Below are 16,313 nucleotides of genomic sequence, written 5' to 3'. Positions count from 1 at the left end.
TATTTCGTTGCGCAGACTCCACATTGTTGTCATTTTAATAATGATCCACCTGATAGTAAATTTATTGAAAAGGGAATTCTGACTTTCAGAACCATATCATGGTGGCTCAGAATCCAAAATAATGAAAATCCGTAAAATAGGTGATCACACCTCCATGCTCACCAGCGCGCTTCCGCGCAAAACCGGGATTACATCATACAGGTCGTGCTGCAGGCAGTAGATGATGTCCTTGTGAATGCTGAGCCGGTGTAGGCGCCGGACGTGCGAGGAGTTGGCCAGAAAAGCCGGCAGGTCCTTCTGCCCCAGATTATATAACCGCCAGGCCATCAGCCCGCTGTCTTCCGGAATCATGTATTCGTCCTTCAGCCGGTCGATGAGGGCGCCGGCAAACAGCGTATCCTCCAGGTTGACGCGGCCCTTCCAGCCCGCACACAGCACCAGCACGTCATAACGCTCCCCGCGCAGAAACCGCACGATGGCTTCCAGGTTCAGGAATGACCCGACCAGCACCTTCACCGCGTTCCGCGAACGGGTGATGGCGTACGTCCCGTTGGTGGTCGTCATGGCGATGTTGGCACCGATCAGGCGTTCGTCCATGTAGCTGAACGGCGAGTTGTCGAGGTCGAAACCTTCCACCATGCGGGCGTTGCGCTCGGCCGCGCCCAGATACCCCCGGCTTTGCAGTTCGCTGCACTCCTCCACCGTCGCCACCGGGATGATGCTGCTCACGCCGTGGGCGAAAGCCGTCACCATGCAGGAAGTCGCCCGGAAGACGTCGGCTACGACGACGATCGAGTTTTCAAGGGAAGAGGTATGAAGATGAAGCAAATCAGGGGTCAGACAGACGTCAATCGTTTTCATAATTTTTTAACAAAAGGCATTTTCACCACCTGGGCTTTCAGCAGCCGGTCGCGGACTTTGACGAAGATTTCGGTACCCGGTTTGCTGAATTCGGCCGGCACGTATCCCATACCGATGCCTTTCCCAAGCGTGGGCGACTGCGTACCGGACGTCACTTCGCCGATGCGGTTTCCGTCGGCGTCGCAGAGCTCGTAGTGGCTGCGCGGAATGCCGCGGTCGAGAAGCTCGAAGCCGACCAGTCGGCGCGGAATGCCCTGTTCCTTCTGCTTTTTAAGCTGATCGGAGTTGATAAAATCCTTCGAAAACTTGGTTACCCAGCCCAGACCGGCTTCCAGCGGGGATATGGTGTCGTCGACGTCGTTGCCGTAGAGACAGAAACCCATCTCCAGCCGCAGGGTATCGCGGGCGCCGAGTCCGATCGGTTTGATACCGAAGGGCGCGCCGGCTTCCATGATCGCCTTCCAGACGCCTTCCGCCTGCTCGTTGGAGACATAAATCTCGAAACCGCCGGCCCCGGTGTAGCCCGTCGCCGAGACGATCACATTCTGGTAACCGGCAAAAGCCGTTTTCTCGAAGGTGTAATACGACATCGAATCGAGCTTCACGTTGGTCAGCGGCTGGAGGGCTTGAGCCGCCCGCGGGCCCTGGACGGCAAACAGGCACATGCCGTCCGAAATGTCGACCATATCCACCTCGAACGTGTTCTGGCTTTGAATCCAGTTCCAGTCCTTTTCGATGTTGGAGGCATTGACGACCACCATATATTCGATTGCACTGATCTGATAAATCAGCAGGTCGTCGACCACCCCGCCCCGGTCGTTGGGCAGGTAGCTGTACTGCACCTTGCCGTCATAAAGCAGCGAAACGTCGTTGGCCGACACTTTCTGAATCAGATCGCGGGCGCGTTCACCTTTCAGAATAAATTCGCCCATGTGCGACACGTCGAAAATACCGACGCCGTTCCGGACGGTCTGGTGTTCTTCAATGTCGGACGAATACCGCACCGGCATCAGAAAACCGGCAAACGGCACCATTTTTGCCCCAAGCTGTACGTGAATCGATTCGAGGGGAATATGTTTTAACTCCATGGATTGGACGAAGTGAGAAGGCAATTTTTCATATGGCCCGCCTACCGGGCCGAATCAGCTTGCAAAACTATCGAATTGTTAACGGTTTTCCATGTTTACTTACCCCAACCTCCGGCTTCTGTTCACTTTGAGTTTTATAACAACACCTTTTTTATTGCTTGCACAAAAAATAATTACCGGAGTAATCATTTCGGAAGCTGATCACCGACCGGTCCCGTATGCGCTGATTACCGAAACCCGGCACCGGTTCGGCACCTATGCCGATGCCGAAGGGCGGTTTTCGGCTCATATTCCATCGGAAGCGGATACGCTCCTGATTGCGTGCATCGGCTACCAGACGCGGCTCATCCCGGTAGCCGACCTGACCGGCGCCACCGTCTGGCAACTCCGCCCGAATCCGACCCAGCTGCCGGAAGTGCTCGTCCGGGGAACCAAACCAAAGCTGTTCACCACCGGAGCGATCCGAAAGCGGTCACCGATCGTCTGGGGCAACTGTTCAGGCCGGAACATTGAGTTTGCCCTCCACCTGCGGAATCCCGACCACCTCCGTGGGTACCTGCATCAGGTCCGGTATCTGGTGGCGAGGGGCGGGGTTCCGACGGCTCCGTTCCGGGTCCGGGTCTATGCCTGCACCGAGGGCGCCCCCGGCGAGGACCTGCTGCCGGAAAGCGTCGTAACGGCCGCCCGGCGCGGCAACAGCTGGTGTGAGATCGACCTGTCCCGGTACGGCATCCGGTTTCCGGAAGAGGGCTTATTTGTAGCGATGGAATGGCTGCCTACCCATGAAGCCCGGTATCGATTCTCCCTCTCAGCCGGTCCGTCAGGCCCACTCCGGGTAGTGCGTGAGTGCTTCGGGCAATACCTTGCTTTTTCCCGCGACCTCCGGCCGGCCTCCTACTGGGAGCGCATTAACGGCGGCATCTGGCGCCGGCATACGCCCTTCTCCCGCACCGGGCAGGGGGAGCATCCGGTCATTCAGGCAAGGATTGCAGTAACGGAGTGAGCGACTGCCCGAGAATCCGGCTGACCGGGTCGGCCAGTGAAATCCGGTCGATACCGGCCTCGACCATCCGTCGCAAATCGTCCGGCGAAGCTCCGTCGCCCACGATTTTCACGCCGACGGCCCGGGGTACTTCCCGCCGGAACTTCAGCGCCCGCTCCACCGAGAACCGCGTCGGCAGCACCCCCGTGGCGTCCTTGATGTAGTCGGCACCTGCATCGGCTGCTTTCTTTATCATCTTTTTCAGTTGGTCGTCGGTCAGGAGAGCGGATTCGATCACGACCGTAAACAGGGCTTCCTTCTCGTGAATCATGGACACCAGTTTGGCCAGTTCAATCTTGATCCAGACAGAGGTCGGCGAAAACAGGGCGGACGTATTCACCACGACTTCGATGTCGCAGGCTCCGTCTTTCAGCGCCCATTCCACTTCCGTCTGCTTGGCTTCCGTCCGCTGATAGCCATACGGAAAACCCACTACCGTCGCGAGGGAGGCCGGGTGCCGGGTGCCCATATCCCGCCTGAATTTTTTCACCCAGAACGGCGAGACCGTCAGCCCGGCCAGACCCAGGTGGGTCACCTCGTCGAGCGCATCGTGCTGTTCGTCAATATACATCCCGGGGTTCAGGACCGTGCGTTCAATATGGCAGAATAAATGCGGTTTCATGGTTACAGGAAGGTTATTCAGGAAAAAAGCCGGTGTTGAAAATCAACGTTTTGGCTTTCCGTGGCTTAACCCCCGAACTCCGTCTTCTGTTTGACCGGAATTTAATATTTAAGCATTTTGCCCTGTCCGACGCTCCGGCCCTCTGCATCCCGGATCAGCACCACGTACGTTCCGGCCGGGACCGAACTCACATCGAGACCGACCGAGAAAGAATCTCCCGCTCTGACCAGCTGCGCCGACCGGACCACCACGCCCCGCCCATCCAGCAGTTGCACCGAATAATTCCGGCTGCCGGCCGAACCGGGCGCGTATTCGATCCGCACCTGCCGGGAAACCGGGTTAGGCGCAAGGACGAACCTGGCGGCAGAAACTGACGGGCTGCCGACCGACGTGATCACCTCCAGTTCAATCTCGCGCGAAACCAGTTCTCCGCAGCCGTTGACGTTGGCCCGGACGGCATACCGCCCCGACTGCCGGGCCACGTAAGTCCGCTGCGTAGCACCTGTGATCGGCAGGCCGTTGTACAGCCACTGGTTGTCGGCACTTGCACTGGAAGTCAGGGTATTGCCGTCGCGGGTGATGGTCGGCACTTCAGGCGGGCGGACCGAGATTGCCACCGGGGCAGACATCACCGGAACGCATTCACCCGCCACCCGAACGGTATAGCTTCCGGCCGTCGAAGCCGTCAGGGTCGTCAGGGTAGCGCCGGGCACCGGCTGTCCGTTCCGGAACCACTGGTAGGTATAGCCCGGCCCTTCGGCGGCCCGCAGCGTCACGGCGCTTCCGGTGCAGATCGTCGTCGGGCCTTCCGCCGTAACCGACGCGCGCACGGCCGTTCCCGGCTGCACCGTCACCGGCACCCGCGCCGGGACCGCACAGGCCAGCGATTTCACCTGAAGGTCGTACAGATAATAATAAGAGTTGGTAATCGTGTCGCCGTTGAACAGAGCGCCGTCCAGCCGGGCCACGTCCGGAATCCGGAACGGAAAACCCGTCACCCCGACGTTGCTCCGAAAAATGGTAGCTCCGTCTTCGTATTCGATGCCGATGCGGTAATTGCCCGGTTCAGGAATGCGGAGGTTGAGCCAGTATTCGGCCCCGATGTCGTTCGGGTCGTCAGATTGCTGGCCGGAAGGCAGGTTGCCGGGGGGGGTTGCCGGGTTGCGGGTGGGCGTAACATCGAGCGTGACGCTGGAGACCGGCGTGCCGTCCGGTTTTTTTACCGTGAACGTCAGCCGTCCGGCAGTACCGATATATAGCCTCGCCCGTTCCAGCACCAGCGGCACCTGCGTCGAGATCAGCGGCTCGGGGCCGAAGTTTCCGGAGTAGGATCCTCCGCCGAACGCCTGCTTGCCGGCCGGACCGAGCCGACCGGAAAAGTCGTTGAGCGAAGCGTAATATACCCCACCCGACGGCCGGGAGAGGGCCACCGTCTGATTACCGGCCCCCAGGAGCTTTCCTCCGGTCGGCGCGTCGTACCAGAAAGCCGTGCCGGTGCCGGTGTTTCGGAGAGAAACCGCCGTATCGCAGCTCATGGCCGTAAATCGGCCCTGTCCGCCAGGGTCGGCGGCTGCGGTCAGGATGCTTTCCAACTGGTTGTTGGCGGTATTCTGGTCGCCCGGAAGCAGGGCTTGGATGGAAAACCGATAGGCGGTGGCCGCCTGGGTAGTTCCGGGCCCGCGCAGGAGGATCTGAGCCTCGGCCGCAGGTTCGAGCGTCTGCCGGAGCGTATCCCGGAGTGAAGCCACCACCCGGCCGAAAGGCGCCATCACCTGAACGGTAACCGGAATGTTGCGCTGGGCCGCCGAGCCGTAATTCCGCACCCGCGCAACGATTTGAATCTCGCTCTGACCGCAGAAACCGTTCTCCGGCGACACCAGGGCGCTGATGCCCACGTCGTCGCGGGGCCGGACAAACTGCACCAGATAGTCCTGCGTTTCCCCGTTGGGATACGTACCGCAGGCCGAAACCGCCCCGGCCTCAGTGGTTTCGACCGTAACGATGCGCAGCCGGGTGGTCTGACCGTCGATCAGCCCTGTGGGAACGGTCACCGTGGCGGTAAAGGTGGCCGGTGAAGTCAGTGCCGCCGACGTGGCCGCCAACTCGTCCGGATCATCGAAGTCGCCGTCGAGATTCCAGTCGACGAAGGCTTTGGTGACGGTCTGCCGGTTTTCGCCACAACTGCCGATCAGTACCTCCAGAGGAACGCGCTGCCCGGCCGAGACCGTGGTGGAGACGGCCGTGATGTCGGAATACGTCCGGCATCCTTCCCCCCCGGCCCGGTCGATGGTCCCGAACCGTACGCGGTCGATGCGCGTACGCTCCGGAGAGGAGGCTCCGGACACGCAGTACTCCTTTCCGCCGATTCCGCTGATAATCAGCGCAAACTCCTGTTTTCCGCTCCGAAGAGCGTTTTTGTGCGAAACCGTCAGGGTATAGGATTTCCCCGGAACGGCATCCGCGATCAGGACCTGTTCGGTATTGTCGCGGAGGTTATCCCCGGGCGTGGCCGGTCGGGCCGGGTTTTCCGGATCGAGTACCCAGGGCAGCAGGCTTCGCGTGCCGTCGGTAACCCGGATGTCGAGGTCGTTCACCAGCCGGGGGGTTCGGTTGTTGACGCTGGAAACTGCCGCCGGCAGGGCCGTTCCTTCCGGATCGGTCCAGCAGATGGTGACGATGAGCGGCCCTCGACCGGAGGCCGTCAGCCGGACGGTCTGGGTTTCGCCCTGATTCAGGGTCCGTTCTTCGAGCAGGTGGCTTTGGTCGGTATTGCCGATGACCCGGGCGGCCCGTTCGGCGTTGAGCAGGCCCCAACCGAAGCGATAATCGGGGCCGGGAGCGTCGCCCGCTTCGTCGGCCGTATGGAGCGCTACTCCTTTCAGGGTCGAGGAGCGCATCAGCCGACCGGCGTTCAGCCGGGCATAGTGTTCCTGGAGAAGCAGCAGGGAGCCGGCTACATTGGGCGTTGCCATCGACGTACCCGACAGCGAGGTATAGGCGTTATCGCCGGCCGAGCCGGAGGAGAGTACGTTGACCCCGACCCCAACGAGGTCGGGCTTGATGCGCCCGTCGTCGGAAGGCCCCCAGGAGCTGAAAGTGGCCAGTCGGGCGTCGGCGGGCCGGAAATATTCCGTAGAAATGGCACCGACGGCGCCCACCGTCAGGATGTTTTTGGCGTTCGCGTCGGTGGAGATCAGGTCGTAGGCGCTCTGGTCTCTTCGGGCGGTGCGGCTGATGACGTCGCCGTTGATGAGCCAGTACGGTGCTCCGGCTCCGGGGCCGTTCTGCCCGTGCGAATTGCCGGCCGACCTCACCAGCAGATAGTAAGGCGCATTGTAGGCAATGCGGTCCCAGTTGCGGGCACCGCTGTTGTAAAGCCCGAATTTGTAATCATCGGTGGCGCTGAGGGTCGTGTCGCCGTGCCATTCCCATTTGACGTCGCCCGAACGGTTGCTGTTCAGGATCCAGCCGGCCTGGTAGTTGTAGGAGTGGTTGGAAATCAGCAGGCCGGGAGCGGCCGAGGCCACCTCGGTTTCGTCGTTGCTGAAATCATAGGCCTTCAGTCGGGCCCCGAACGCCATGCCGCGGGCGCGTTCGTTCAGACCGGCGCCGATCAGGATACCGGCCACGTGCGTCGGGTGGTTCTGGATCCCAGGAGAATCGTCGATCAGGGTGACGCGGCCGGTAAGTTCAACGTGGCTTTGGCGGATGCGGCCCCCATCCCAGACGCCGAGTCGATCCCGAACGGTGGTGTCGGCGCCGGACAGCGACAAACCGAGCGAACCACCGGCGTAGAGGGCGGAGGTGCGCGTGGTCTGGCCGGCGCGGGTGGCGCTGCCGGTGGCCTTGAAGAGCAGGTTACCCCGCTCGTCGACGCCGTCCACGATAACCACCGAACCGTCGGCCCGCTCCTGCCGCAGAGGAATCTGCCGACGGACGGCCGTCTCGACCGCCCGGCGGTAGGAGCGGCTCCGTTCGCGCTGGATTTCCCGGCCGATCCGGTCGAGGGCGGCTCGCTGGCGGGCATTGAACAAAGGTTGCTGCGCTGCGGCCGTAAACAACACCCCTCCTACCAGCCCGACAGCCGACAGTAACCTGAAGAAAGAAAGCATATAGGTCTTACCAAATCAAATTCAACTAAGCGTTTTTAAGTTAACTGAAATAAACCAAAAAAGTAGGGGCGGCCCCATCAAATGGAACCGCCCCCCGTACAGCGTTACGATTGGTATGGCTTAAACCGGTTTCTGAGCAACCAGCGAAACTTCTTTCACCTTCCTGGTGAGTCCGTCGGTTACTTCTACCCGGTAGGTACCGTTTTCGGCATTTTTCAGACCGAAGTGAACGATATTCCCTTCTTCGAGTTGCTGGCTGGCAACCACCTCGCCGTTCAGTTTGGACAACTTCACGGTAATGGGCTGATTATCCGCCTTATTGACGACAACAGTTACCTGCGCTTTCGATGCTGACTGACCGCTCAGCCAACCCAGAATGGATTGGGGATTGACGGCGTCGACGACACAAATCATGACGAAGCCCATACCCAGGGCTATCAATGATGCTTTAACTACGGTGTTCATAATCTTTCTTGTTTACAGTGATGATCATTGTGATGTGGATCTTTTCAGCAAAGTAACTATAGAAAGAGCATAGGAAGTTCACATCGATTTAAGCACCTGACGTTCAGTGCAATTTTAATGTTGACACAAATAGGAAATTGAACTTTGCCAACCCAAACGAAATTTGGAGAGTAAAAGGTAAATCAGAAGATTATTCGCACAAAACCGAATACTCAGAGAAGGGGCGATCTTGGAAAAATTTAAATATTCTTTATAAAGTACAATTATATTTGACTCTGGACGGAAGAAAAACGGAGAAAAGTGATGCCTGGAGCGCCGGGAAGCGCAAAAAAAAGGTGTGAGGGACTGACCTCACACCGCTTCGGTGGTTTCCGGTTTTTCGGCTACCGGCGCCGGCACTTTCCGGGGAGGGATGTATCGCCGGAAGAAGCTTTCGACTTTCATCTGGATGACGCCGAAGACGGCCTCCTTAAAAATACGGGTCGACATTTTCGAAACGCCTTTTGTCCGGTCGGTGAAGATGATCGGCACTTCGGTAAGCCGGTAACCGTATTTCCAGGCCAGAAACTTCATCTCGATCTGGAAGGCATAACCGACAAACCGGATGTTATTGTGGAGGATGGTTTCCATGACTTCCCGGCGGTAGCAGATAAAACCCGCCGTCGGGTCCATGATCGGCATACCGGTGATAAAACGGACGTAATGCCCGGCAAAATAAGACATCAGCACCCGTCCCATCGGCCAGTTGACGACATTGACCCCCCGGATGTAGCGCGAACCGACGGCCACATCGTAGCCCTCTCCGGCGCAGGCCCGGTAAAGCCGCACCAGATCTTCGGGGTTGTGGGAAAAGTCGGCATCCATTTCGAACAGATACCGGTAAGGTCCTTCGAAGGCCCGGCGAAAGCCGGCAATGTAAGCCGTTCCGAGGCCGAGTTTTCCTTTACGCTCCAGCAGGTGCAGCCGCTGCGACCCGTCCGTCTCATATTCGGATTGCAATGCTTTTACCCGCAGGGCCGTCCCGTCCGGCGACCCGTCGTCGACGATCAGGAGGTCGAACGCAACGGGCAGGGACATCACTTTCCGGATGATGGCCTCAATGTTCTCAATTTCGTTGTAAGTCGGGATGACTACCAGACACTCTTTCAATGGACCAATGGGTTTTAGGGTCACGAAGGATTCATTACCAGCTAAATAACAACTTTTTCGAAGATAATTGCGTATGGAAATTCCTAAAAAGCGTTAAAAACGAACCCCGGCCCGGGGCGGTTTTCCGTTTGGGAGAACTCACTTTGCTTTGGACGGTTTCTTCCGTCGCTCCAGTTCTTCCGTGACCCGTTTGTAGACTTCAGCCAGTTTGGCCGGATGTGTGGAATAGTACGTGTAACTCCTCGAATAAACCGTCGTATCGACCTTGAATTCGCGGAAAATCTGCTTTTCCAGGCGTTTGTACACCAGGCTGCTGCTGTCCTGCGATCCCAGGCTCATGCGGCTGACCCGGGCCTCGGCCAGGTGGATTTCCGTCAGAATCCGGGCCATTTTTTCCTCCGGGATCAAGCCTTCGGGCGCTTCTTCGGCCTGATTCTGACAGGCCTGGACCAGCAGGACTACGATCAGCAGGAACCATTGCGGCAGCGATCTGCATCGTTCCACCTTCATTTTCGTTATTTTTGTCAAAGCCGGCATTTTCATACAAATGTCGTAATTATTTTTTACACGCCCGTTCGTCCGGCGACGGCCGGCGATTTACTCTTTCCGGACCCGTCCTTCGGGGACGTCCGGTGACGATTATGCACGAGTTCCTGGCGAAGTTACATCAATACGAAATCCGCATCCGGAAGGCCATCAACTCCCAGATGCGGGGCAATTTCCATTCAATTTTCAAAGGGTCGGGGCTTGAATTCAGCGACCTGCGGACTTACCAGTACGGTGACGATGTCCGGGCCATCGACTGGAACGTGTCGTCGAAAGGCCACGGCACCTTCGTCAAGATTTTCCGCGAGGAAAAAGACCAGACCGTATTTTTTCTGGTCGACGTCAGCGCTTCGCAGGAGGTCGGCACCGCGACGCGCTCCAAGCTGGCCACTACCCGGGAGGTCTGCGGGGTGCTGGCGCTGTCGGCCATCAAGGAGGCCAGCCATGTCGGGATGTACTGCTTCTCGGACCAGAAGGAAAAATACCTCAAGCCGTCGAACAGCCTGAAACACGGCTACCGGCTGATTCTGAGTCTTTTTAAACTGAAACCGGAATCGGTCCGAACCAACCTGGCCGGTGCCCTGCTGTTTACGCTGAACGTCCTGAAGCGCCGGAGCGTGGTCATCATGGTTTCCGATTTCATCGACAGCGGCTACGAGCACAACCTCAAAGCTCTGGCCCGGAAACATGATCTCGTGGTCATTCATATGTACGACAAGCGCGAAACCGAACTTCCGCGGCTGGGCATCATCCCGGTGTACGATACCGAGAGCCGCCGGACCGTCTGGGTCAACACGTCCTCCCCGGCTTTCCGGAACCAGATTCGCCAGACCTTTCGGCAGAGCCAGCAGCAACTCGAACGGTTTTGCAGGCAGTATAACGCCAATTACGTGGCGCTGGATTCCCAGGAGGACTATGTTCCCAAACTGATCGAATTGTTCCGCGTTCGGAAGTACCAATGAGCAGCCGGTTCTACAAGACGACCGAAGGGATACCGGGCCGGGCCGGCCGACGGCGGGCGTGTCTGCTGATGGTTCTGTTCCTGCTGGCCTTCTCCGTACCGGCCCAGACGCCGAAAGGCGTGTTCATCTCCGATACGGTGGAGATCGGCAAGCCGTTTCAGTATTCGCTCAGCCTGCTGCACCGCCCGGCCGCCGACGTGCTGTTTCCCGACACCGCCCGGTTTTTCGCGCCTTTTCTGGTTCGGGATATTTCGATTTTTTCAACGAGAACCAACGCGAAGGGTAGCCTGGACAGCGCCGTTTATACGCTCGTTTCCTTCGAAACCAGCCCCATGCAGACGCTGCGCGTTCCGGTGATTCTGATCCGCAACGGCACGGACAGCGTGTCGGTGTTTTCCAACACCGACACGGTCCGGCTCCGGGAGCGGATTCAGAGCCGGCGGCTCGACACGCTTCGGCTCTCGACCTATACCGATGTGGTGACGCTTCGCCAGCAGATGAATTATCCGCTGCTGTTCGTGATCCTGCTCGGAACCCTGGGGGGCGTCGGAATCGTCTTCCTGTTTTTCGGCCGCGACATCCGGACGCGCATCCTCCGGTACCGGCTCCATCGGCAGCATCTGGATTTCCATCGCTCGTTCAACCGGATGGCGCGCAGCATCGGCCCTGAAACGGCCCACGAAGAGGCCGGGCGGGCGGTGGTTCTCTGGAAAGAATACATGGAATGGCTGGAGGGCAAACCGTATACCTCCCTGACCACCCGCGAAATTGTCGAGTCCGTGCGTGACAACCGGCTGGCCGATGCCCTGAAAGAAATCGACGGGGTGGTTTACGGGGGCGTTTATTCCGATCAGACGCAGCAGTCGCTCCGGGTGCTGAGCGAACTGGCAGACATTGCCTATTACCGGCGCAGCGTTCAATTGCTGAATAACCCAATGCCCTGACGACATGGAATGGCTCTCTTACCACTGGTTCACCTTAGCGCAGCTGCGGCAGTTCACCTGGGCGCAACCGATTTATCTGTATGCCATTCCGATCGTTCTGCTGCTGTTCGGGCTGCGGTCGCTCCTGACGAGCCGCTCCCAGCAAAAGCTGAGCGTCGCCCTGAACCACGCCGAACTCCGGCCCACCCTGCTGAGCCGTCTCCGTTATGCGCTGCCCGTCAGTCTGTTTCTGGGGATGACGCTGATTCTGGTGGCTCTGGCCCGCCCGCAGCTGGTCCGCGAGCAGACCGAGCAGGTAGCCGAGGGCATCGACCTGATGCTGGCCATCGACATTTCGTCGTCGATGCTTGAAAAGGACCTCAAACCGAACCGGCTGGCGGCCGCCAAACGGGTGGCCCGGACCTTCGTGAAAAACCGGCGCAACGACCGTATCGGGCTGGTAATCTTCGCGGGTGAAGCCTTCTCGCTCTGCCCGCTGACCACCGATTACGACCTGCTGTACAGCTATCTGGACGATCTGGACGAGAGCATGATCAAAACCTCCGGCACGGCCATCGGCAGCGCGCTGGCGGTCTGCATCAACCGCATGCGCGAATCCCCGACCAAAAGCAAGGTTTCCATCCTGCTCAGCGACGGCGACAATACCGCCGGGAACCTGGACCCCGTGACCGTGGCCCGGCTGGCAAAGGCCTTCGGCATCCGGATCTATACCATCGCCGTCGGGCAGCCGCCCCGACCCCGGCTGCCCGACGTGCTGTCGGCGGTGACGGTGGATGAGGGCGTTCTGACCAACATTGCCAGCATCGGCGGAGGCAGTTTTTTCCGGGCCGGCGACACCCAGCGGCTTCAGGTGGTTTTCAACGAAATCGACCGGCTGGAGAAGGCTCCCGTCAAAACCACAACGTATAAAGACGTCAAGGACTTTTACCGGGTTTATCTTTACTGGGCCATCATCTTTCTGCTGCTGGCTTTTCTGCTGAAGAATACGATATTCGGAAATATTCTGGAAGATTGAGGAAGAACGCCGTGCTACGCTCTTTTTACAACGAAAACACGCTGGAAGCCGGTCTGGACGAAGTAGGCCGGGGTTGTCTGGCCGGGCCGGTTGTGGCGGCCGCCGTCATTCTGCCGAAACAGTACACGCACCCAGTCCTGAACGATTCGAAGCAGCTGACCCGCAGCCAGCGGGAAAAGCTGCGGGCGGAGATCGAGCGGGATGCCCTCGCCTGGGCGATTGCCGAGGTCTCGAATGAGGAAATCGACCGGATCAATATTCTGAAAGCCAGCTTTCTGGCCATGCACCGGGCGGTGGATGCCCTGGCGGTGGTGCCGGAGCACCTGCTCGTCGACGGCAACCGCTTTGTGAATTACCCCCTGATTCCGCACACCTGCATCATCAAAGGCGACGCCAAATTTCTCTCCATCGCAGCCGCGTCGGTGCTGGCGAAAACCTACCGGGACGACCTGATGGAAAAGCTTGCGGCTTCATTTCCACACTACGGCTGGGAACAGAACGTCGGTTACCCAACCCCGTTTCATCGCAGAGCCCTCCGCGAGCATGGCCCCTGCCCTCACCACCGCATGAGCTTCCGGCTGGTTTGAGGGTTTTAGGAATTGGGGAGTTTGGGGCGTTTATAGAGAGGGACGGTGCTGCACGGCTCGCCGAACATCAGGCTCTGAACGACCGGCTGGAGCAGCCGCGTGATCTCGACATAGGCCGAGGTCGGCACTTCCACCTTGCTGCACCCCTTCACCACCACCCGGGCATCATGATATGCTTCCGGATCGATGCGGGCAATGGCGTCGAAATAAAGCTTTTCTTCCAGATCCTGGAGGGAGCCGAAAACCACCAGATGGGCGTGGGGCTGCAAATGGAGCGTCAGCAGCATATAGGCCCAGGTCGGGACGATGGCGTCTTCGGAGCAGGTAACGGCCACGTTCTTTCCTGCATACTGGTTCCAGTCATGGGTTTTCAGAAACTCACGAAAGTCCTTTTCCCTCAGAATCAGCCCCATGTAAAGGTTATCTTTCAGGTCATAGACGACCCGCTCGCCGGGGTGGTAATACTCTTCCAGGTCGAGGGTGACCAGGCCGCTTTTTGCCACCCGGTTGATGATCGGTTCGGTTTCCATACGGATTAAACAACCAGTTTCTTCGGCTTGGTTCCCTGAAAATCTTTCAGATAGAAGGGTTCGAAGGCGGCCACGTCCTCAAACCGGCCCGCTTCGAAAGCCGCAGCGGCCCGCCGACCGACGGTCCGGGCGGACGGATGAATGACCTCGTCGATAAAAACCGCATTCGGCTGATGGGCCAGCACCGCCCGGCACTTGGCCGCCCCGTTGCCGAAAAATACCACGGGACCCCGGGACAGCAAATCCGGGAAGGAGGTTTCGTCCACCACCAGCGCCGTCGTCGGCATCAGTTCGGCTCCCTCCGGATCATATGCGGCACAGTAGACCTCCATCCGGCGGGCGTCGATCATGGGGCAGAGGGCGGGCGATTCGGCGGTACCCGACTCGTAGAACGGGCGGACCTGTTCGGCCATGGCTTCGAGCGTATTGACCGCCAGCAGCGGCTTGTCGAGCGCAAAACATAGCCCCTTGGCCGTTGAAACGCCGATCCGCAGGCCCGTGTAAGAGCCGGGGCCTTTGGCGACGGCCACGGCATCCAGCTCCGTCAACTGATGCCCGGCCTGCCGAACGGCATCGCGGATCAGGGTCGTCAGCATTCCGGAGGAGGACTTTTCGGCAAACAGCTCGTAGCAGGAAAGTAAGCGAACGGTCTGCAATCCGTCGCCCTGATGGAGCGCGACGGAGCAGACCGTTGTGGATGTATCGATAGAGAGAATGAGGGGCATACTTACTTCTGCCCTTTCAGAATAGCCTGATACCGGTTCATGTCCTTGAACAGATCGAGCGCGGCCTTGATTTCCGGGTCGGTCGAGAAGGAGGCTTCCTTCATGCCTTTCTGGAGGTAATAGTGACCGATAATTTCCTGTTCGAGCAGGGTTTTGATCTCCCCTTTAAACGTCGCCAGATCGGCGTCCTTGCTGTGCGAAAGCTTGTTTTTCAGGGCTTTGAGCTGGTCCTGAATCTGATCGAACGACTTTTCTTTCTTGGCCGAGGCTTCCAGGGTACCGAGATCTTTTTCCACCTGCGACGTGTAGTCATATTCCTTGTCTTTCAGCCAGCCGACGAAGTCCTGATAGTCGGCGTCGGACAGACGGAACTCCCGGGCGGGTTTGATCGTCGGGTGCGCATGCCGGTATTTGACGGCGTAGTCGAAGATCAGGCCCCGGTTGGTCAGGCTCAGGGCGATGGGTGCAGGCGACGCGGGTTCGACCGCCACGTCGGGCGTGACGCCACCGCCGTCGTATACCACCCGGCCGGCTTTGGTTTTAAAGGCGGTTTTGAGCGAATCCGGAATCTTGCCCACGCTGCCGTCCGGGTTCCGGTGGCTGTAGTCGATGGCCTGAATGCAGCGGCCGCTGGGAATATAATATTTGGCCGTGGTGATCTTCAGCTTGGTGTTGTACGACAGTTCGCGGGTCGTCTGAACGAGTCCCTTGCCGTAGGTCCGCTGGCCGACCAGTACGCCCCGGTCGTAGTCCTGAATAACGCCGGAAACGATTTCGGCGGCCGAGGCACTCCGGCTGTTGGTCAGCACCACCATCGGCATTTCCAGGTCGAGGGGCGGGTTCAGGGCCGTATAGGTCTTGTTCCACTCGGTCACCTTACCTTTGGTCGTCACGATCTCCGACTCGCGCGGGAGCCAGATGTTGGCGATGTCGATAGCCATGTTCAGCAGCCCGCCCGGGTTTTCGCGGACGTCGAGCACGAGCTTCTTCATGCCTTTGTTCTTCAGCTCGACGAAGGCGTTGCGCACCTCGCGGGAGGCCGTACCGGTAAAGTCCTTCAGGTCGATGTAGCCCACCTCGTCGGTAATCATGCCGTAAAAGGGCACGTTGGTCATCTTCACCACATCCCGCGATACCGGAATATCCAGGGGGTCTTTCGCCCCGAACCGCCTGACGGTGAGTTTGACGTTCGTGTTGGTCTGGCCGCGCAGCAGCTTTTCGGAGTCGATGTCGCGCCGGGTTTTGATGTCGACGCCGTCGATCTTCAGAATTTCGTCGCCGATCTGGAGACCGGATTTCTCGGCGGGTGTGCCTTCGTAAATCATCATGACGATGCTGCGGCCCTGCCGGGTACCGATCAGTGCGCCGATGCCGTTATAGCGGCCGGTCGTCATGGTCATGTAGTCCTCGATCTCATCTTCGGCGAAGAAGTTGGTATAGGGGTCCAGCGACTTCAGCATGGCGTCGATGCTGGACTTCACCATCTTGTTGGGATTCAGTTCGTCGACGTAGTAGAGGTTGAGTTCCTTGAACAGGGTCGCGTAGATATCCAGGTTCCGGGCGATTTCGAAGAAGCGGTCGTCGTTTCTGAACGAGGCCAGGCTAAGCCCGCCGACCAGCACGGCTGCGGCAGCCGCGATTTTATAACGTTTGCGAGTAAACATA

At 58.9% G+C, this 16,313-nt stretch carries 15 protein-coding genes; 5 read left to right on the top strand and 10 right to left on the bottom strand.

All coding sequences use genetic code 11. The features are described from left to right. Positions 1 to 144: 144 nt before the first annotated feature. Positions 145 to 861 (bottom strand): 2-phosphosulfolactate phosphatase, encoded by a 717-nt coding sequence (locus DX909_RS13485; protein WP_128545696.1) that lies wholly within the window; start codon positions 859 to 861, stop codon positions 145 to 147. Next, positions 858 to 1,949 carry a glycine cleavage system aminomethyltransferase GcvT gene (gcvT, locus tag DX909_RS13480; RefSeq protein ID WP_128545695.1) on the bottom strand — a complete coding sequence of 364 codons (1,092 nt, stop codon included), beginning with the start codon at positions 1,947 to 1,949 and terminating at the stop codon, positions 858 to 860. The genes DX909_RS13485 and gcvT overlap by 4 nt, the downstream gene beginning before the upstream one ends. A 154-nt stretch (positions 1,950 to 2,103) precedes the next feature. On the opposite strand from gcvT, the gene DX909_RS13475 reads away from it, so the two are divergent. Next, entirely contained in the window at positions 2,104 to 2,952 is an 849-nt protein-coding gene (locus DX909_RS13475; protein WP_164851276.1) for a carboxypeptidase-like regulatory domain-containing protein, read from the top strand. Here DX909_RS13475 and DX909_RS13470 read toward each other — a convergent pair. The 5 genes from DX909_RS13470 to DX909_RS13450 form a co-directional block, all read right to left on the bottom strand. Then, positions 2,921 to 3,613 carry a deoxyribose-phosphate aldolase gene (locus tag DX909_RS13470; protein WP_229311038.1) on the bottom strand — a complete coding sequence of 231 codons (693 nt, stop codon included), beginning with the start codon at positions 3,611 to 3,613 and terminating at the stop codon, positions 2,921 to 2,923. The two genes, DX909_RS13475 and DX909_RS13470, sit on opposite strands and share 32 nt — an antisense overlap. 101 nt (positions 3,614 to 3,714) lie before the next feature. Beyond that, positions 3,715 to 7,725 carry a S8 family serine peptidase gene (locus DX909_RS13465; RefSeq protein WP_128545693.1) on the bottom strand — a complete coding sequence of 1,337 codons (4,011 nt, stop codon included), beginning with the start codon at positions 7,723 to 7,725 and terminating at the stop codon, positions 3,715 to 3,717. A gap of 120 nt (positions 7,726 to 7,845) precedes the next feature. Then, entirely contained in the window at positions 7,846 to 8,190 is a 345-nt protein-coding gene (locus tag DX909_RS13460) for a T9SS type A sorting domain-containing protein (protein WP_128545692.1), read from the bottom strand. Between the two features lie 351 nt (positions 8,191 to 8,541). Then, positions 8,542 to 9,339 (bottom strand): polyprenol monophosphomannose synthase, encoded by a 798-nt coding sequence (locus DX909_RS13455; protein ID WP_128545691.1) that lies wholly within the window; start codon positions 9,337 to 9,339, stop codon positions 8,542 to 8,544. A 138-nt stretch (positions 9,340 to 9,477) separates the two neighbouring features. Then, positions 9,478 to 9,843, bottom strand: coding sequence for a DUF4296 domain-containing protein (locus tag DX909_RS13450; protein WP_229311037.1), 366 nt, complete (start codon positions 9,841 to 9,843; stop codon positions 9,478 to 9,480). Between the two features lie 137 nt (positions 9,844 to 9,980). Here DX909_RS13450 and DX909_RS13445 point away from each other — a divergent pair, with 137 nt between their 5' ends. Genes DX909_RS13445 through rnhB form a run of 4 tightly spaced genes read left to right on the top strand, consistent with a single transcriptional unit; the run spans position 9,981 to position 13,393 of the window. Beyond that, entirely contained in the window at positions 9,981 to 10,847 is an 867-nt protein-coding gene (locus tag DX909_RS13445) for a DUF58 domain-containing protein (RefSeq protein WP_128545689.1), read from the top strand. Continuing rightward, positions 10,844 to 11,791: a hypothetical protein gene (locus tag DX909_RS13440; RefSeq protein WP_128545688.1), complete on the top strand. Its 948-nt coding sequence runs from the start codon at positions 10,844 to 10,846 to the stop codon at positions 11,789 to 11,791. The genes DX909_RS13445 and DX909_RS13440 overlap by 4 nt, the downstream gene beginning before the upstream one ends. Positions 11,792 to 11,795: 4 nt before the next feature. After that, positions 11,796 to 12,806 carry a vWA domain-containing protein gene (locus DX909_RS13435; RefSeq protein WP_128545687.1) on the top strand — a complete coding sequence of 337 codons (1,011 nt, stop codon included), beginning with the start codon at positions 11,796 to 11,798 and terminating at the stop codon, positions 12,804 to 12,806. Between the two features lie 11 nt (positions 12,807 to 12,817). Beyond that, on the top strand, positions 12,818 to 13,393 hold the full coding sequence (rnhB, locus tag DX909_RS13430; RefSeq protein WP_128545686.1) for a ribonuclease HII: 576 nt from the start codon (positions 12,818 to 12,820) through the stop codon (positions 13,391 to 13,393). A gap of 5 nt (positions 13,394 to 13,398) precedes the next feature. Here the strand turns inward: rnhB and DX909_RS13425 are convergent, their stop codons facing one another. Genes DX909_RS13425 through DX909_RS13415 form a run of 3 tightly spaced genes read right to left on the bottom strand, consistent with a single transcriptional unit; the run spans position 13,399 to position 16,312 of the window. Beyond that, positions 13,399 to 13,923 carry a DUF2480 family protein gene (locus DX909_RS13425; protein ID WP_128545685.1) on the bottom strand — a complete coding sequence of 175 codons (525 nt, stop codon included), beginning with the start codon at positions 13,921 to 13,923 and terminating at the stop codon, positions 13,399 to 13,401. 5 nt (positions 13,924 to 13,928) lie between these two features. Beyond that, positions 13,929 to 14,648, bottom strand: coding sequence for a tRNA (adenosine(37)-N6)-threonylcarbamoyltransferase complex dimerization subunit type 1 TsaB (gene tsaB, locus DX909_RS13420; RefSeq protein ID WP_128545684.1), 720 nt, complete (start codon positions 14,646 to 14,648; stop codon positions 13,929 to 13,931). 2 nt (positions 14,649 to 14,650) lie between these two features. Continuing rightward, positions 14,651 to 16,312 carry a S41 family peptidase gene (locus tag DX909_RS13415; RefSeq protein ID WP_128545683.1) on the bottom strand — a complete coding sequence of 554 codons (1,662 nt, stop codon included), beginning with the start codon at positions 16,310 to 16,312 and terminating at the stop codon, positions 14,651 to 14,653. Between the last annotated feature and the right edge of the window lies 1 nt (position 16,313).

Source organism: Larkinella soli (genome assembly GCF_003703975.1).
Lineage (GTDB): Bacteria > Bacteroidota > Bacteroidia > Cytophagales > Spirosomataceae > Larkinella > Larkinella soli.
Note: the sequence above shows the minus strand (reverse complement) of the source record. Positions and strands in the feature narration are given on the sequence as shown.

Excerpts from the sequence above, each read along its gene's own strand:
- DX909_RS13485 (WP_128545696.1), bottom strand. The coding sequence starts at position 861 with ATGAAAACGATTGACGTCTGTCTGACCCCTGATTTGCTTCATCTTCAT.
- gcvT (WP_128545695.1), bottom strand. The coding sequence starts at position 1,949 with ATGGAGTTAAAACATATTCCCCTCGAATCGATTCACGTACAGCTTGGG.
- DX909_RS13470 (WP_229311038.1), bottom strand. The coding sequence starts at position 3,613 with ATGAAACCGCATTTATTCTGCCATATTGAACGCACGGTCCTGAACCCC.
- DX909_RS13465 (WP_128545693.1), bottom strand. The coding sequence starts at position 7,725 with ATGCTTTCTTTCTTCAGGTTACTGTCGGCTGTCGGGCTGGTAGGAGGG.
- DX909_RS13460 (WP_128545692.1), bottom strand. The coding sequence starts at position 8,190 with ATGAACACCGTAGTTAAAGCATCATTGATAGCCCTGGGTATGGGCTTC.
- DX909_RS13445 (WP_128545689.1), top strand. The coding sequence starts at position 9,981 with ATGCACGAGTTCCTGGCGAAGTTACATCAATACGAAATCCGCATCCGG.
- DX909_RS13440 (WP_128545688.1), top strand. The coding sequence starts at position 10,844 with ATGAGCAGCCGGTTCTACAAGACGACCGAAGGGATACCGGGCCGGGCC.
- DX909_RS13435 (WP_128545687.1), top strand. The coding sequence starts at position 11,796 with ATGGAATGGCTCTCTTACCACTGGTTCACCTTAGCGCAGCTGCGGCAG.
- DX909_RS13425 (WP_128545685.1), bottom strand. The coding sequence starts at position 13,923 with ATGGAAACCGAACCGATCATCAACCGGGTGGCAAAAAGCGGCCTGGTC.
- tsaB (WP_128545684.1), bottom strand. The coding sequence starts at position 14,648 with ATGCCCCTCATTCTCTCTATCGATACATCCACAACGGTCTGCTCCGTC.
- DX909_RS13415 (WP_128545683.1), bottom strand. The coding sequence starts at position 16,312 with ATGTTTACTCGCAAACGTTATAAAATCGCGGCTGCCGCAGCCGTGCTG.